14 protein-coding genes are annotated in these 14,833 nt (G+C 56.2%); 12 read left to right on the top strand and 2 right to left on the bottom strand.

Annotation, left to right across the window (positions count from 1 at the left end; translation table 11 throughout):
- Window positions 1-51 precede the first annotated feature (51 nt).
- From NX778_RS08850 to NX778_RS08840, 3 genes are all read left to right on the top strand, one after another.
- Entirely contained in the window at window positions 52-711 is a 660-nt protein-coding gene (locus NX778_RS08850) for an HAD-IIIA family hydrolase (RefSeq protein ID WP_258811359.1), read from the top strand.
- The gene (locus tag NX778_RS08845; protein ID WP_258811358.1) at window positions 711-1,088 is read left to right on the top strand and encodes a Rieske (2Fe-2S) protein; all 378 of its coding nucleotides are present in this window, start codon (window positions 711-713) and stop codon (window positions 1,086-1,088) included. Before NX778_RS08850 ends, NX778_RS08845 begins: the two co-directional genes overlap by 1 nt.
- 143 nt (window positions 1,089-1,231) lie before the next feature.
- Window positions 1,232-2,218 (top strand): S49 family peptidase, encoded by a 987-nt coding sequence (locus tag NX778_RS08840; RefSeq protein WP_258811357.1) that lies wholly within the window; start codon window positions 1,232-1,234, stop codon window positions 2,216-2,218.
- Between the two features lie 394 nt (window positions 2,219-2,612).
- On the opposite strand, the gene NX778_RS08835 is transcribed toward NX778_RS08840, so the two are convergent.
- The gene (locus NX778_RS08835) at window positions 2,613-2,840 is read right to left on the bottom strand and encodes a hypothetical protein (protein WP_258811356.1); all 228 of its coding nucleotides are present in this window, start codon (window positions 2,838-2,840) and stop codon (window positions 2,613-2,615) included.
- 211 nt (window positions 2,841-3,051) lie between these two features.
- On the opposite strand from NX778_RS08835, the gene NX778_RS08830 reads away from it, so the two are divergent.
- Complete coding sequence (locus tag NX778_RS08830; RefSeq protein ID WP_258811355.1) at window positions 3,052-3,771, top strand: pseudouridine synthase; 720 nt, start codon at window positions 3,052-3,054, stop codon at window positions 3,769-3,771.
- A gap of 24 nt (window positions 3,772-3,795) precedes the next feature.
- On the opposite strand, the gene NX778_RS08825 is transcribed toward NX778_RS08830, so the two are convergent.
- Complete coding sequence (locus NX778_RS08825) at window positions 3,796-5,502, bottom strand: glycosyl hydrolase family 28-related protein (protein ID WP_258811354.1); 1,707 nt, start codon at window positions 5,500-5,502, stop codon at window positions 3,796-3,798.
- 32 nt (window positions 5,503-5,534) lie between these two features.
- On the opposite strand from NX778_RS08825, the gene NX778_RS08820 reads away from it, so the two are divergent.
- The 8 genes from NX778_RS08820 to NX778_RS08785 all read left to right on the top strand — a co-directional run bounded on the left by NX778_RS08820 (window position 5,535) and on the right by NX778_RS08785 (window position 14,831).
- A complete protein-coding gene (locus tag NX778_RS08820) occupies window positions 5,535-5,699 on the top strand; it encodes a hypothetical protein (RefSeq protein ID WP_258811353.1) in 165 nt (54 codons plus the stop codon).
- 337 nt (window positions 5,700-6,036) lie between these two features.
- Complete coding sequence (locus tag NX778_RS08815) at window positions 6,037-8,349, top strand: SLBB domain-containing protein (RefSeq protein ID WP_258811352.1); 2,313 nt, start codon at window positions 6,037-6,039, stop codon at window positions 8,347-8,349.
- Between the two features lie 28 nt (window positions 8,350-8,377).
- Entirely contained in the window at window positions 8,378-9,589 is a 1,212-nt protein-coding gene (locus NX778_RS08810; protein ID WP_258811351.1) for a Wzz/FepE/Etk N-terminal domain-containing protein, read from the top strand.
- A 171-nt stretch (window positions 9,590-9,760) separates the two neighbouring features.
- Window positions 9,761-10,921: a UDP-4-amino-4,6-dideoxy-N-acetyl-beta-L-altrosamine transaminase gene (gene pseC / locus NX778_RS08805; protein WP_258811350.1), complete on the top strand. Its 1,161-nt coding sequence runs from the start codon at window positions 9,761-9,763 to the stop codon at window positions 10,919-10,921.
- The gene (gene pseF, locus NX778_RS08800) at window positions 10,918-11,613 is read left to right on the top strand and encodes a pseudaminic acid cytidylyltransferase (protein WP_258811349.1); all 696 of its coding nucleotides are present in this window, start codon (window positions 10,918-10,920) and stop codon (window positions 11,611-11,613) included. Before pseC ends, pseF begins: the two co-directional genes overlap by 4 nt.
- A 20-nt stretch (window positions 11,614-11,633) precedes the next feature.
- Window positions 11,634-12,206 carry a UDP-2,4-diacetamido-2,4,6-trideoxy-beta-L-altropyranose hydrolase gene (gene pseG, locus NX778_RS08795; RefSeq protein WP_258811348.1) on the top strand — a complete coding sequence of 191 codons (573 nt, stop codon included), beginning with the start codon at window positions 11,634-11,636 and terminating at the stop codon, window positions 12,204-12,206.
- A gap of 29 nt (window positions 12,207-12,235) precedes the next feature.
- On the top strand, window positions 12,236-13,282 hold the full coding sequence (gene pseI, locus NX778_RS08790; protein WP_258811347.1) for a pseudaminic acid synthase: 1,047 nt from the start codon (window positions 12,236-12,238) through the stop codon (window positions 13,280-13,282).
- Between the two features lie 55 nt (window positions 13,283-13,337).
- Window positions 13,338-14,831, top strand: coding sequence for a capsular polysaccharide export protein, LipB/KpsS family (locus tag NX778_RS08785; RefSeq protein WP_258811346.1), 1,494 nt, complete (start codon window positions 13,338-13,340; stop codon window positions 14,829-14,831).
- The last annotated feature ends 2 nt before the right edge of the window (window positions 14,832-14,833 follow it).

Below are 14,833 nucleotides of genomic sequence, written 5' to 3'. Positions count from 1 at the left end.
GAATCACATAAAAATAAGTAGAGGAGCTGGCCGCGCGAGCGGCCAGAACACATGCCACGAAAAAAATTCGACCTGATCGTTTTTGACTGGGACGGCACGCTGATGGACAGCACCGCCACCATCGTCAAAAGCATCCAGTCGGCGGCCAAGGACATCGGCGTTGCCCCGCCGACCGACCAGGCCGCCGCGCACGTGATCGGCCTGCGCCTGGCCGAGGCGATGCAGACCGTGATCCCCGACATCGACCCGGATCTGTATCCGAAGATGATCGAGCGCTATCGCTACCACTACCTGACGAAAGACCACGAACTGGTGCTGTTCCCGGAAGTTCGCGAGATGTTGGAAGAACTTTCGCAAGAGGGATACTTCCTTGCAGTGGCCACGGGCAAGAGCCGAGTGGGCCTGAACCGTGCGCTGAACGCGGTCGGGCTGCTGTCGATGTTTGACGCCACTCGTTGCGCGGACGAGACATTCTCGAAGCCGCACCCGGCAATGTTGCAGGAACTGACCAGGGAACTGGGCCAGGACCTCCGGCGTACCGTGATGGTAGGCGACACCACGCATGACTTGCTGATGGCGAATAACGCCGGGGCGAGCGGGATCGCGGTGGAATATGGCGCGCATCCGGTGCATCAACTGGAAGCCTGCAAACCCATCTTCTCGGCGAAAACGGTTGGTGAGCTTCGCCAATGGCTGGCCGAGAACGCGTGATGGAAGAAGTGTTCATCTGCGATTCGGGTGCGCTGGAAGAGGGCGGCAAGGGCGTGCGTTTCCCCGTGTTGGCGTATGGCGACGAAGCGACAGGTTTCGTGGTGCGTTACGATGGGAAGCCGTATGCTTACCTGAATCGTTGCGCCCACGTGCCGATCGAGCTGGACTGGTTCCAGGGCGAATTCTTCGAGTCGAGCGGCCTGTACCTGATGTGCTCGACGCACGGCGCGATTTACCTGCCGGATAGCGGTTCGTGCGCTGGTGGCCCGTGCAAGGGCGGCAGGTTGCGCAAAATCGCAGTGCGTGAAGCGGATAACAAGATCTACTGGCAGCCGGACGATCTCATCAAGCCTTCGGCGGCTGGGTCATCCAGCTGATGAGATATCGCTAGAGATGAAGATAGAGATAGACGTAGAGATAGAGTTACCGTCGTTCCCGAGAAAGCGGGAACCCCATTTTGCCTGGGCGCCCACCAAGCAGACCGGAATTGACGGCGCCAGCAAACCCTACGCCACCATGCATGAGCGAACAGAACCCTGACCACCCGGCCGCCACGCCGCAAGAGCCTACGATCGCCAACTGGGAGCGCGAAACCCTCGAACGCCTCGTGTTCGCCACGGTCAAGGAGCAACGCGCCGCGCGCCGCTGGGGCATCTTCTTCAAGCTCGTCTTCCTGACGCTCGCGATCGTCGTCGTGTGGAATTACTTCGACCTTGGAAGCTCGGACACCCAGGCACTCGGACGCCATACGGCCCTGATCGAAATCAAAGGCACGATCGATACCGATGGCAGCGGATCCGCCGACAATATCGTGAATTCCCTGAACAAGGCTTACGCTGATCAAGGCACGGCAGCGATCGTGCTTAAGATCAACAGCCCGGGTGGTAGTCCGGTCCAGGCGGGCATCGTGGTCGACGAGATCAATCGGCTGAAAAAGGGTTACCCGAACAAGCCCCTGTACGTGGTGGTCGACGAAATCTGCGCATCCGGCGGCTACTACATCGCTTCCGCCGCCGACAAAATCTACGTCAACAAGGCAAGCATCGTCGGATCTGTCGGCGTACTGATGGACGGTTTCGGCTTCGTCGGCGCCATGGAAAAGCTGGGAGTGGAGCGCCGCCTGCTGACTGCCGGCGAGAACAAGGGCTTCCTCGACCCATTCAGCCCGCAGTCGGAAAAGCAGAAGCAACACGCTCAGGAAATGCTGAACGAGATCCACCAGCAATTCATTAGTGTCGTGCGCGCGGGCCGCGGCACTCGCCTGAGGGAAACCCCGGAAATCTTCTCCGGCCTTTACTGGACCGGCGCCAAGGCCGTCGACATGGGGCTGGCGGACGGCTTCGGCACTGTCGATTCGGTGGCGCGCGACATCGTCAAGGCCGAGGATATCGTCGACTACACGGCGCACGAAGGTCTGCCGGAACGCGTCCTGAAGAAGTTCGGCGCGTCGGTGGGTAGTGGCGCCGTGCAATCCGTGTACCGTGGTCAAATTCCACAGTTGCGCTGAACGCGCTCGATCTTTTCCTTGAAAGTTCGCGTTCGTGTTCTATATTTACGAATGTAGTTCCCTCAAGGAGACGAAACGGACTTTCAGCCTCTTCTCATCGGTTCCGGATATGGACTACAGAGACGTACGTCAATGTACGATTCGAGAGAAATCAATTCCTCATGACAATCCCCTTTGGGGAAAGAAAACGACGGCCCTCGCCGTCGTTTTCTCTTTCTAGTTCTGCAGATAGGGATCTGCTGAGTTTAGTTCCGAGCCGTCGTCCCGGCGCAGGCCGGGACCCATGCTGAGTTCGCAGATCTGCGGCGTCTCCGTTCGTTGGTCTACGCCTGCTGGGTGGACCTAAACGGCCCAACGTGGCTGGTTCTCGCCCGGCGACTTAACTGGCGCGGCCTCAATCGTCATGTTGCACGAACCCACCATCGTCCAGCCATGCCTGGAAATCCCGCTGCGCCTTCGCCAGCCACGCCGCGCGGAGGGGAGGCTGCGAGTGATGCAACTGCGGCTCAGCCCCGCTCATCCAGCGCACAAGCGCCAACTTGGTAGGAAAAATGGCAGACTGCTCACGGGCGTTATTTTTGCGTTCTTCGACCGTTTGCTGCTGTAGATTCGCAGTTTGCATCCTGGCCTCTTGGTTTTCCTGGTCAAAATTCCTAACGAACGTCCTAGAAAAGGATGGTTCCGTTAGTCCGATTCCTACTTCAATCTCAGTGTATCTATCGGAAAATTCCGATGCTTGAGGAAAATCAAACGAACGCAACGATGCTGTCCCGGCTGCAAGGGCATCCGTCGCAGCTTTGACCCGGTTGAGCGTTCTGTTACAGTCTTGCCCCATGAGCAAAATCTCCCTTGACCGCATCCTCCAATCCCAAGGCTTCGGCAGCCGCAAGTACTGCCGCGCCCTGATCGAAGACGGCGGCGTCGCCATCGGCGGCGAAATCCTGACCAGTTATAAGACCCTTGTCGAGACCGATGGCCTCGTCCTGACCGTGTTCGATGAGGAGTGGACCTACCGCGAGCATGTCTACATCGCCCTGTACAAGCCGGCTGGCTACGAGTGCTCGCGCAAGCCGAGCCATCACCCCGGCGTGCTGACCCTGCTGCCGGAACAGTTCACTTGGCGCGAGGTACAGCCGGTAGGCCGCCTCGACCACGACACCACCGGCATGCTGCTGATGTCCGACGACGGCGCATTTATCCACGCGCAGTCCTCGCCGAAGCGCCATGTACCAAAGGTATATCAGGCAACAACGGCGGAGCCCGTGACCCAGGAGTTGGTCGACCAACTACTGGCCGGTGTTCAATTGCACGACGAGCCAGCGCCCCTCGCCGCCGTGACCTGCATCAAGCGCGGTGAGCATCAGCTTGAAATCGTGTTGGAGCAGGGCAAGTACCACCAAGTCAAGCGCATGCTCGCCGCAGCCGGCAATCATTGCACCGCGCTGCATCGCTCGCAGATAGGGGCGCTCACCCTTGAATCCTTGATGATTAAGGAAGGAGAGTGGTGCTACCTTGAGCCTCCACTGCTAGCGTTGCTGGTGCCCGCGTCGTAGTCTGCCATCGCGGCGGATGGGCTGTTAAACGGTATAGGTACCCGAAACCATAATGGAACCTTCTTTTGGATACGGAAGCATCGAAACTCCCCCACCGCCGTTCGGTCCTTCGAGCAAATGAATTTGCCTGGTCCCTGGTTCGAAAGTCGCATAGATTATATTGCCGGCTGTCCACGAAATTTCGGTGGTTCGGCCAATATTCGCTGAGGGATAGGTAGGGGGGGAATTGGAGACTGTGAAAGGAAGCCCGGCAATATAGAAGTCTCCAGTGCCTGTGCCGCCAGTCCAATGAAGATACGCTTCGACAAAAACCTGCCGTCCGACCTTCGTGTATCTGCCGTTCTGTGTCGAGTATTTCGCTGACCCTGCGCCTGCGGCGCCGATCACAACAGGGGTCCACGTTCCCTCCGCGTAGTCGTCGAGCGTGTTCGGATCGGCGGAAGCTTGTTGGGTTCTCGGAAAAGCCACCCCGACGCCTCCCACGCTGCGATCTTCACGTGAAATATTGAGCAGCCCGGCCTGGAGGATCAGTGCCTGCGACACGTCGCCGCTCACGTAGCCGGCCGTTTCGCCAATGATCGTAGCCCTTGCACCAGGTGAAAGTACGATCTGATTCTTTCCGACGTTGTTGGTGACGCGGCTTCCAACGACAATGAGGCTGCTGCCCCCGGTGACATTTGCCACGTACAAGACATTGCCGCATCTGTCGCCCGGCGTCAGTTCCGATCCAATCAGATTAAGGTGGTTCCTGGCCAGTGCGTCATAGTAGATGTTGAACTGGCCCGGATTGTCTTCCATGTGGCAGCCGATCATCGTTACTTTGCCCGCGTTGGCGAATTCGGCAACAGGAACACCATCGTCTATTGCGCCGTTTGAATTATTTCCCTCGATCTCGCAACCGACGAAGGTGATAGCGCCGTTAGGGAAAGTCTTTGCACGAATCGCGCGATCGTTCGCAATGATTTGACAATTTGTAAAGTGAACGTCGTTCGGGGCGAACTCGCCGTCAGCGGCCAAGTCGATTCCGTATGCACATCCCTGGATAAAAAGGTTGTCGTATTGGCTTATGAGGTTGCCGTAACCGTACAAGCCGCGATTGCAATTCTTTAGCGAGCAGTCTTTCGCATGGACATTGGCGCCGTGTTGCGCCTGTATGGCTGCAGAATTTGCATGTGCTTTGCCTGGACCCACCACATCAAAGCCATGCAACAGCACGTGAATCCGGACTTCGGGGGCTGCCTCGGGATGGCGGGCGTCCACGAGAAAGACCGGTGCATTTGCCGTTGCCGTGATGCTTGCGCGGTGCCCGCGCAGTTCGAACCCATCCTGAAAGTTGCCACCGATGACGATTGAACCACTTGTCTTATAGTTGCCGCTCGGGACTACAACGCATCTGAACCGTTTCGCCTTCGCGTACGCGATCGCTGCGTTGATGGCGTCAGTGTCATCAGCTGCACCGTCACCTTTGGCGCCGAAATCACGCACATTGATCTCGTCGCGCAGCCTGTCCTGCACAGTTCTCTGAGTCGTGTCGACTTGGGCAAAGCCAACCAGAGAAGCGCCCGAGGGGGCGGACAGTTGGTTCTGAAATAGCGGAACCTGTCCCGCAGCATTCGCTTCCGATATTAAGGAAGGCACAGACGCAGATGGCGTTGTCTTCGCAAAAAATCCAGCGATGGTGCCTGCACCGAAGAGCATCGAGCGCCGCGCTTTACTGAACATCCCGACCATGATTTTTCCTTTCGAAATGGTGAGGAAGTGTAATGTACCTGCCCGCGGAAGAGAAATCGGGGCTGGAGCGAAGACCGCCGGCAGCTGAACGTTGTGCCTTTTCGATGAAAATTCTCAACCCCGTCGAGGGATCGATCATTCCGCAGCAGGAGGTAGGGCCCTATTGGTGCTGGGTAGATATTCCCAAAATTTCATAAAAATGTAGAAAGTGCATTTATCTAAAGTTCTTCTGCCCCTTCATAGCCCATAGCTTGAAACTTTAACATTTGTCAGAATGTATCTAATATTGATTATTGGAAACAATAGAATTTCCTTTTGTTATCAAAGACTTGCTTGGTGGGGTAAACGTTTTTTGTCTGATAATTTTTTAGCGAAATCTCGGAACTGCAGTGTGGTAAATCTGCTGAACGGTCGCCCTCACGCAAGGGGTTTTTGCAAACTGGCGTTCATCAGGCATTTCCCTCAACCAATACCATCGGGTAACATAGCGAGCTGAACTAAAACGCTCTCGCTTGATTTCCTTTGGCTTACTCAATGTTTAACATCAAAATCGGTTTCGCGACCGTCGCCATGGCTGTAGCTGCAATCGCCCCTGCCCAGGAGAAGACTGACTTCAAGTCGGATCTGTTTGGACAGGAAGCCCAAGCATCGGTTGGTGAACTCGCTCCGGCGCAAGCGCCGCACAAGGTCACGATTACTAACGGAAGCACTTCGGACGCGGCTGCTGCTGGGGCCGGAGCGGCTGGTGCGGCGCAAGGCGCGGCTAGTCGCGAGGCGAACAATGTGGTACAGAGTGAGTTTCAGAAATTCTTGGCAGAAAATACCGGCCGGTCCTTGCCCATCTTTGGTTCGGAGTTTTTCGCGAATGCACCGTCCACCTTTGCGCCGGTTGCCAACACGCCGGTGCCCTCCGACTATCAGCTTGGCCCTGGCGATCAGCTGCTGATCCGTGGCTGGGGTACAATCGACATTGATTATCGGGCAACGATCGACCGAAACGGGTCGATTTCACTCCCAACCCTCGGCACCATTTCGCTTGCCGGTGTCCGGGCGGGGCAGGCGGAGTCGGTGATCCGCGGAGCAGTGGGGAAGCTTTACAAGGGCGTGACGCTCAGTGTTACTTTTGGGCAGCTGCGCGCGATCACGGTCTATGTGGTCGGCCAAGCCCAGCGTCCCGGGACATACACTGTGTCCAGCCTGTCGACGCTTGTGACGGCTTTGTTTGCCAGTGGCGGGCCCAACGCAAACGGTTCCATGCGCCATGTACAAGTCAAGCGCGGCGGGACCGTCGCGGCGGAGCTCGACCTGTATTCATTCATCGCCAGGGGGGACAAGTCCGCGGATATCAAACTCCTGGACGGTGACACGATCTATATTCCGCCGGCGGGCGGATTTGTAGCGCTTGTCGGTAAGGTCAATTCCCCTGCAATTTACGAGTTAAAAGATGGCAAGGATACGATCGAGTCGCTGCTCAATTTTGCAGGTGGCCTTCCGGTAGTCGCTGATCCGCGCCGTGCCTTCCTTGAGCGAATCAACGCGGAGAAGAATCACCCGCGCAGCGTTGAGGAATTTGCGCTGGATGCCCAAGGACTGAAGCGTCCATTGAAGAACGGCGATGTACTGAACATCATCTCAATCACGCCGGACTTCTCCAATGCTGTCGTTCTTCGAGGTAATGTCGATCAGCCAGTCCGCGCACCATTCAAGCCTGGCATGCGCGTCAGCGACCTGATCCCAAGCCGGGAGTATCTGATCACTCGCGGTTCGGTCAAGCGTCAAAATAGCGCGATTGTAACCGGTGACAATGATCGCGCTACGAACGAAGCCGAAGGCTCGATCGCTGGCCGAATCGGCGGGCTGATTGATCCGATCAACTGGGATTACGCTGTGGTGGAACGGGTCAACCGCTCGGACGTGAGCGTCAGTCTCCTTCCATTCAATCTCGGCAACGTTTTTTCGAATCCGGCCGGCGCGGACAATATTCTGCTGCAGCCTGGTGATACGGTGACGATTTTCTCGCAGGCAGATGTCGCTGTGCCGCTGGACAAGCGGCGGGTGTTTGTGCGCGTCGAAGGTGAGGTGAAGGTGCCGGGCGTCTATCAGATGACAGCCAACGACACCGTACAGACGATGCTGGCAAAAGCAGGGGGGGCGACATCAAACGCCTATCTGTTCGGCACCGCGTTTTATCGCGAGACCGCGCGCCGGGAACAGCAGGCGAACCTGGAAAAGGTTGCTGACAAGCTGGAAAATCAATTGCGCAGCGAGCAGGTAAAAGGTGCAGCGAACGTGCGTGAGTTTTCCGGGAGCGATGCTGCCGTTGTTCAGGCGCAGCGCCAGATGCAAGTCGATGCGGCAAAAGAATCCCTGAACCGCTTCCGCCACCTGAAGGCGACGGGCCGGATTGCTCTCAGCCTGGATCCAAACGAGCGTTCGTTCTCTCGACTGCCGCAGCTGAAGCTCGAAAACGGTGACCGCTTGGTGGTGCCTGCGAAACCGGCGTTTGTGAATGTTTTCGGTGCTGTGAACTTGGAGTCGTCGCTGTTGTGGCGTCCGAATTCTCGGGTAAGCGATTACCTCAAGTCGGCCGGTTTGACCCCGGATGCGGACGTCGACAACGTATTTGTGATGCGTGCCGATGGTAGCGTCGTATCAGCCGAATCCAAAGGCTGGTTTTTCGGCAGCATCGGTGGCTTGGAAGTCATGCCGGGTGACAGCGTCGTGATTCCTCAGAAATTCGACAGGGAAAGCCGCTGGACAGCTTTCACGCGTAATACTCGTGAGTGGGCGCAGATTTTTGCGAACTTCGGTTTGGGCGCGGCGGCAATCAAGACATTGCGCAATTGACGCCGGGCTAAACCTTGGAATTACGATAATGATGAATCATTCGCAAACTTCGCAGGAAATTATCACGCAGGAGACCGGACGAGAGCTCGACCTGGTCAGCCTTCTGCTTGTGCTCGCCCAGAACAAGAAGAAGATCATCGGGGCGGCGATTGTTGGCGCTATTGTTTCGGCAGCGATCAGTTTAACCATACCTAATGAATACAGGGCGTCCACGAAATTGCTTCCTCCACAGCAAACGCAGTCCAGCGCGAACGCCCTGCTTTCGCAGTTGGGAGGGATAGCGGGAGCGGCAGTTTCGGCGGCCGGCATGAAAAACCCGAGCGATCTGTACGTTGGCATGCTGCGCAGCCGGACAGTTGCTGATCGCATCATCGCCCAGTTCGACCTCAAGAAGGCGTACAACACCGATTCGCAGGAGAAGGCGCGCAAACTGCTTCAGGAAAATACGAATATCGCGGCCGGCAAGGACAGTTTCATCGCCGTCGACGTTCTGGACAAGGACAAGAAGCGCGTTGCGGCGATTGCCAATGCGTATGTGAGCGAGTTGTTTCGCCTGATGAAGACGCTGGCGGTAACCGATGCAGCACAACGCAGGCTGTTTTACGAGCGCCAGCTTGAAGCGACCAAGGACAATCTGGCTGCGGCGGAAATAGCGCTGAAGAAGGCGATGGACACCGGCGGCGTGATCAGTGTCGATACCGAGAGCCGGGCTGCACTCGAAACGACAGCGCGTCTCAAGGCGCAAATTTCAGCGAAGGAGATTCAGCTTACTTCGATGCGTGCATTCGTCACCAACACCAACCCGGACTATCGACGGGTCGAGGAAGAATTGAATGGCCTGCGGACAGAGCTGGCGAAGCTTGAGAATGGCAGTGGATCGAAGCCGGGCGATGATAAGCAGCGTGGCCTGGAGAACATCAAGCTGATGCGCGACCTGAAGTATCAGCAAATGCTCTATGAGGTGTTGGCCAAGCAGTATGAGGTCGCGCGCATCGACGAAGCAAAGGACCCGTCCGTGATCCAGGTGCTGGACCCGGCCGTGGAGCCAGAGCGTAAAGCCAAACCTTGGCGTGCGTTAATCGTCCTGATCTCGGCCCTGGCGACGGCGTTCCTGGTAGCTTGCTGGGCCGTTGCAGCGGAAGCGAGCAAGCGGGCATTGCGATCGCCAGGAGATGCCGCGTTGTGGGCAGAACTGACGTCGAACCTGAGCTTCAAGCGGCGCCCGAATCAACAGAATTAATGCGCTTCGCCCAGCCCGCGCAAAGGCGCGTTGCGGGTGAACCCAGGTTGCGGCGTAACCGGGTGATCTTCCTTGCACTGAATACCGGTTTGCAGGATCGTCGGGCTCTTGTACAGCTTCATAACCGAGCGGCAAAGCAAACCGATTAATCTTTAATACGAGAACTTATATATGATTCGATATGGCCAACAAGAGATCACTCAGGAGGATGTCGCTGCTGTTGTTGAAGTGCTTCGGTCCGTAAATCTTACGCAAGGTCCGAACATACCCAAGTTCGAAGAGGCTGTCCGGGCCCATACGAATTCAAAACACGCACTTGCTGTCAATAGCGCCACCTCGGCATTGCATATCGCCTGCCTGGCGCTCGATGTCGGTCCGGGCGACTGGCTGTGGACCACGCCCAATACCTTTGTTGCGACTGCAAACTGCGCTTTGTACTGTGGCGCACAGGTCGATTTTGTCGACATCGACCCGCGTACCTATAACCTATGCCCTCAAAAACTTGAGGCAAAGCTGATGGAAGCAGCGAAAGTCGGTAAATTGCCAAAGGTAGTGGTGCCGGTCCACTTGACCGGGCAGCCTTGCGACTTGGCTGCGATACATGCATTGGGCCAGAAGTACGGCTTTAGGATCATTGAAGATGCCTCCCATGCGATCGGCGGCACGTACAAGGGGGAACCCATCGGTAACTGCCGTTACAGCGACATTACCGTTTTCAGCTTCCACCCGGTGAAGATCATTACCACCGCCGAAGGCGGCATGGCACTGACCAACAACGATGAACTGGCCACCCGTCTCGGATTGCTGCGCAGCCATGGCATTACCCGCGATCCGGCCCTGATGACCCAGCCGATGGATGGCTCCTGGTATTACCAGCAAGTCGCGCTGGGTTATAACTATCGCATGACCGATATCCAGGCTGCCCTCGGTGCGAGCCAAATCAACCGCCTGACGCAATACGTTACCCGTCGCCATGAAATCGCGAATCGCTACAACGAATTGTTGGCGGACCTTCCATTGACCCTGCCATGGCAGCACCCGGATAGCTATAGTGCGTACCACCTGTATGTGATCCGCCTGCAGCTCGACAAAATCGCGCCGACCCATCGCGAGGTTTTCGAAGCGATGCGCGCCAAGGACATCATGGTCAACTTGCACTATATCCCGGTGCACACGCAGCCCTACTACCAACACATGGGATTCAAGGCGGGTGACTATCCCGAGGCCGAACAGTATTATCGCGAGGCCATGAGCATCCCTATGCATCCTTCGCTCACCGATGCAGAACAGGATACGGTGATCGATAGCTTGCGCCAGGCCATGGGCAAATGAAGCTTGCGGTCATTCCCGCACGCGGCGGCAGCAAACGAATTCCGCGTAAGAACATTAAGCAGTTCGCTGGCAAACCGATGATCGCGTGGTCGATCGAGGCTGCATTGCGGAGTGACTGCTTCGATCGTGTCATCGTGTCGACCGACGACGCTGAGATTGCCGATGTCGCGCGCCACCACGGGGCGGAGGTGCCGTTTATCCGTCCTGCCAATTTGGCGGATGATCATACCGGTACCATTCCAGTGGTGGCGCACGCGGTACAGTGGCAGGCAAACCATGGCCCTGCCGTCGATGCAGTTTGCTGCATTTATGCGACCGCGCCGTTTGTCCAGCCGGCGGACTTGCGGCAGGGGCTGGAGGTACTGCAACGCAGCGGTACCGCTTACGCCTTTTCGGTGACGAGCTTCGCGTTCCCGATTCAGCGCGCATTACGAATCGGAGCCGACAAGCGGGTGGAAATGTTCCAGCCAGAGCATTTCAACAGCCGTTCACAGGACCTTGAAGAAGCATGGCATGACGCCGGGCAGTTTTATTGGGGGCGCGCTGAAGCATGGTTGGCAGGCAAGCAGCTGTTCGGTCGCGATGCCGCGCCGGTAGTGTTGCCACGCTACCGTGTGCAGGATATCGATACGCCGGAGGATTGGGAGCGTGCCGAATGGATGTTCACGGCCTTGAGCCGGACATCAGCTTGAGACCATAGGGTGGCTTGACTATGCGCGTCGCCTTCCGCACAGATGCCTCGTTCCAGGCAGGTATCGGACACGTCATGCGATGCTTTTCGCTCGCCGACGCCTTGCGCGAGGGCGGCGCTGAATGTGTGTTCGTTTGCCGGGAACACACGGGCCATCTGCAAAACCTGATCGTTGGACGGGGATTTCAGGCTGTCCTCGTGCCGTATCGGGCTGCGGACGCGGCACAAGCGTCCTCTCCTGCGCATGCGTACTGGTTGGGCTCGGACTGGGCGACTGATGCCGCCGAAACCTCCCTCGCCTTAGGATACGGTGTGGTGGACTGGATTGTCGTCGATCACTATGCGCTCGATAGTCAATGGGAGCGGGCCGCGCGCGCTTGGTATAGACGGGTAATGGTCATCGATGATTTCGCTGACCGACCGCACCACTGTGACTTGTTGTTGGACCAAAACCCGGGACGATCCGCGCTTGACAACAACAGCCTCGTTCCGGCTGGAGCTTCCATGCTCATCGGCTCGGAGTTCGCACTGTTAGGCCCGCAGTTTGGCGCCGCGCGTTGCGCGAGCCTGGCGCGTCGCGTGCTGGCATCATAAATCGGAAAAGAATCATGAGGAATAATACGATGGTCATTGAAATCAACGGACGGAAAATCGGACCTGGTTGCCGACCCTATATCATCGCGGAACTGTCGGCCAACCATAATGGTGACATCGAGCGCGCATTTCGCACCATCAAGGCCGCGCATGACAGCGGCGCGGACGCGATCAAGATTCAGACGTACACAGCCGACACGATGACGATCGATTGCGATCGCGAGGATTTCACGATCCGCGGCGGACTGTGGGACGGCTACAAGTTGTACGACCTGTACAAGTGGGCGGAAACCCCGTTCGAATGGCATAAGGCGATTTTTGATTATGCCGCCAGCTTGGGAATTACTGTCTTTTCCACCCCGTTCGATGAGTCCGCAGTTGATCTTCTGGAATCGCTAAACACCCCGGCTTATAAGATCGCCTCGTTCGAGGCCACCGATCTGCCACTGATCCGGTACGTGGCTAGGAAGGGGAAGCCAATGATCATGTCGACGGGCATGTGCTCGGAAGCAGAGATCGAGGAGCTGGTAGTGACGGCGCGTGAGGCTGGTTGCCGGGAGATGGTTCTTCTGCATTGCATCAGCAGCTACCCGGCGCCGATGGACCAGGCGAACCTTTTGCAAATGCCTCAGTTGTCGCAACGATTCGGGACAATACCAGGCTTATCCGATCACACGCTGGGGACCACAGCTTCGGTTGCCGCGGTTGCATTGGGTGCATGCCTGATCGAAAAGCATTTCACCCTGAGCCGCGAAGATAAAGGCGCGGATAGTGAGTTCTCCATCGAGCCGGCTGAACTGAAACGGCTGTGCGAGCAGACGCATGATGCATGGTCCGCCCTTGGAAGGGCCGGTTTTGAGCGGCAGAAGGCCGAGGAGGGGAACAAGATTTTCCGACGCTCCGTATATTTCGTCAAGGATATCGCAGCGGGCGAGGTGATCACCACTGAGCACATTCGACGTATTCGCCCAGGTTTTGGCCTCGCGCCCAAGCACTTCGATTCGCTGTTGGGTCGCACGGTGAATGTGAATGTTTCCCGGGGCACACCTGCGTCCTTTGATTTGCTCAATACTTGAGTTTGCGTCGGGATTAAGCTTCGCATCTGATGTCACCGTATTGCCTGTTAAATAAATGAATATATTACTGCTGTCGAATAACGCACCGAATTACCACTATTTCTTCAATCATCTGGTCCGGAGGTTTCATGGCGATGGCGCGCAGGTGGTTGTGGCAGTGGATGGTAGCTTCTCGCGCGAAGTCAATGGACTCGATGCACTTGGTTTTGATATTCATGATTTTTCGGCATTTTTCGCGGCTCATAAAATCAATAATGTTGTTCTTGATAAGTACTCGGATTGTAACCTCAACTCGGCCTTGCTCTCTGACTGTGAGCGAGCTGAAGTTTACGGGATCTGGAATGTTGACGAAGAAGACTATCTTGAACGGCTGAAGAGCGCGTTGCTTTGTTATTTCGAAGATCTGTTCGAGAAGTACAAAATCGACGCCGTACTGTATGAAAATGTGTCAAACGCTTTTGCCCACTTTGCGTATTTTGTCGCCACGAAGTTCGGAGCGTGCTATTGCGGGATTGGCGCTTCCAGGCTTCCAGGTCGTTTCTCGATCACTGCCGATCCGCTTAATGACAGCAAACCGGCTGAGATCTTTTACGCGATCAGGGCAGGACAGCGCGAAGTCGATCCTGAGGTCAAGGAATGGTGCAAGCAGTATCTCGACAATTTGGAAACGATCGTCCCGGATTACATGAAGATCAACGGTCTCGATGACACCCGCTTAATGCGCCGTTATCTGCGCTGGGACCGAATCAAGACAATCCTTACGCTGCTGCGGCACGCGGGGGACAAATCCCTTCATGCATTTCAGATGGGCAATCCAGTTCAGCATTACTTCAATCTTTTCAAGCGCAACGTCGCACGATCGATCAAGTTAAAGTGGTTGTGGGACTACTACGATCACCCCAAGGAAGGCGAGAGGTTCATATTGTATCCTCTGCATTTCCACCCGGAATCGTCCACTTCCATTTTGGCAGGGACTTATCTTAACGAATACGAAGTAGTTCGAAATATAGCGTTTAATCTGCCGCAGGGAGTCAGATTGTATGTGAAGGACCATATCAGCGCATATGGTTTTCCTGCGAAATCCTTTTATCGCAATCTGAGGCGTCTGCCTAACGTTCGCGTGATTTCCCCGACGGCGCAAATCAAATCACTGATCAAGCGGTCGCTTGCGGTGATAACCCTCACCAGCACTGCCGGATATGAGGCTTTGCTGATGGGAAAAAAAGTTTTCCTGTTCGGATCAGTGTTTTATGGATTTCACAAATGCGTAAGGAAGGTCGAGAACCCGGCGGGGCTTCATTCCATGCTGCAGGAGCAACTGCGAGAAGACTGTGGCCATGACCGCGCATATAATCTGGACTTTATTGCAGCCTATTACTATGCGACCAAACCCGGGACGCTGAATTTGATGAAAATGGGCAAAGGGGCAAACGAATGCGCCGATAGCGTCTACGACCAGATTCGCGAGCACCTGACCTTGGCGCTGGCGCAGCATGCAACCCGTGTGCCGGACGTCTCGAGATATTCAGTACTCGAACAGCAGCAGTAAAC

It is taken from the genome of Massilia terrae, from assembly GCF_024753145.1.
Lineage (GTDB): Bacteria > Pseudomonadota > Gammaproteobacteria > Burkholderiales > Burkholderiaceae_D > Telluria > Telluria terrae.
This window is presented reverse-complemented; position numbering and strand designations above follow the sequence as displayed.

What these genes read in the sequence shown, in the direction of transcription:
- NX778_RS08850 (WP_258811359.1), top strand. Translation starts at nt 52, where the DNA reads ATGCCACGAAAAAAATTCGACCTGATCGTTTTTGACTGGGACGGCACG.
- NX778_RS08845 (WP_258811358.1), top strand. Translation starts at nt 711, where the DNA reads ATGGAAGAAGTGTTCATCTGCGATTCGGGTGCGCTGGAAGAGGGCGGC.
- NX778_RS08840 (WP_258811357.1), top strand. Translation starts at nt 1,232, where the DNA reads ATGAGCGAACAGAACCCTGACCACCCGGCCGCCACGCCGCAAGAGCCT.
- NX778_RS08835 (WP_258811356.1), bottom strand. Translation starts at nt 2,840, where the DNA reads ATGCAAACTGCGAATCTACAGCAGCAAACGGTCGAAGAACGCAAAAAT.
- NX778_RS08830 (WP_258811355.1), top strand. Translation starts at nt 3,052, where the DNA reads ATGAGCAAAATCTCCCTTGACCGCATCCTCCAATCCCAAGGCTTCGGC.
- NX778_RS08825 (WP_258811354.1), bottom strand. Translation starts at nt 5,502, where the DNA reads ATGGTCGGGATGTTCAGTAAAGCGCGGCGCTCGATGCTCTTCGGTGCA.
- NX778_RS08820 (WP_258811353.1), top strand. Translation starts at nt 5,535, where the DNA reads ATGTACCTGCCCGCGGAAGAGAAATCGGGGCTGGAGCGAAGACCGCCG.
- NX778_RS08815 (WP_258811352.1), top strand. Translation starts at nt 6,037, where the DNA reads ATGTTTAACATCAAAATCGGTTTCGCGACCGTCGCCATGGCTGTAGCT.
- NX778_RS08810 (WP_258811351.1), top strand. Translation starts at nt 8,378, where the DNA reads ATGATGAATCATTCGCAAACTTCGCAGGAAATTATCACGCAGGAGACC.
- pseC (WP_258811350.1), top strand. Translation starts at nt 9,761, where the DNA reads ATGATTCGATATGGCCAACAAGAGATCACTCAGGAGGATGTCGCTGCT.
- pseF (WP_258811349.1), top strand. Translation starts at nt 10,918, where the DNA reads ATGAAGCTTGCGGTCATTCCCGCACGCGGCGGCAGCAAACGAATTCCG.
- pseG (WP_258811348.1), top strand. Translation starts at nt 11,634, where the DNA reads ATGCGCGTCGCCTTCCGCACAGATGCCTCGTTCCAGGCAGGTATCGGA.
- pseI (WP_258811347.1), top strand. Translation starts at nt 12,236, where the DNA reads ATGGTCATTGAAATCAACGGACGGAAAATCGGACCTGGTTGCCGACCC.
- NX778_RS08785 (WP_258811346.1), top strand. Translation starts at nt 13,338, where the DNA reads ATGAATATATTACTGCTGTCGAATAACGCACCGAATTACCACTATTTC.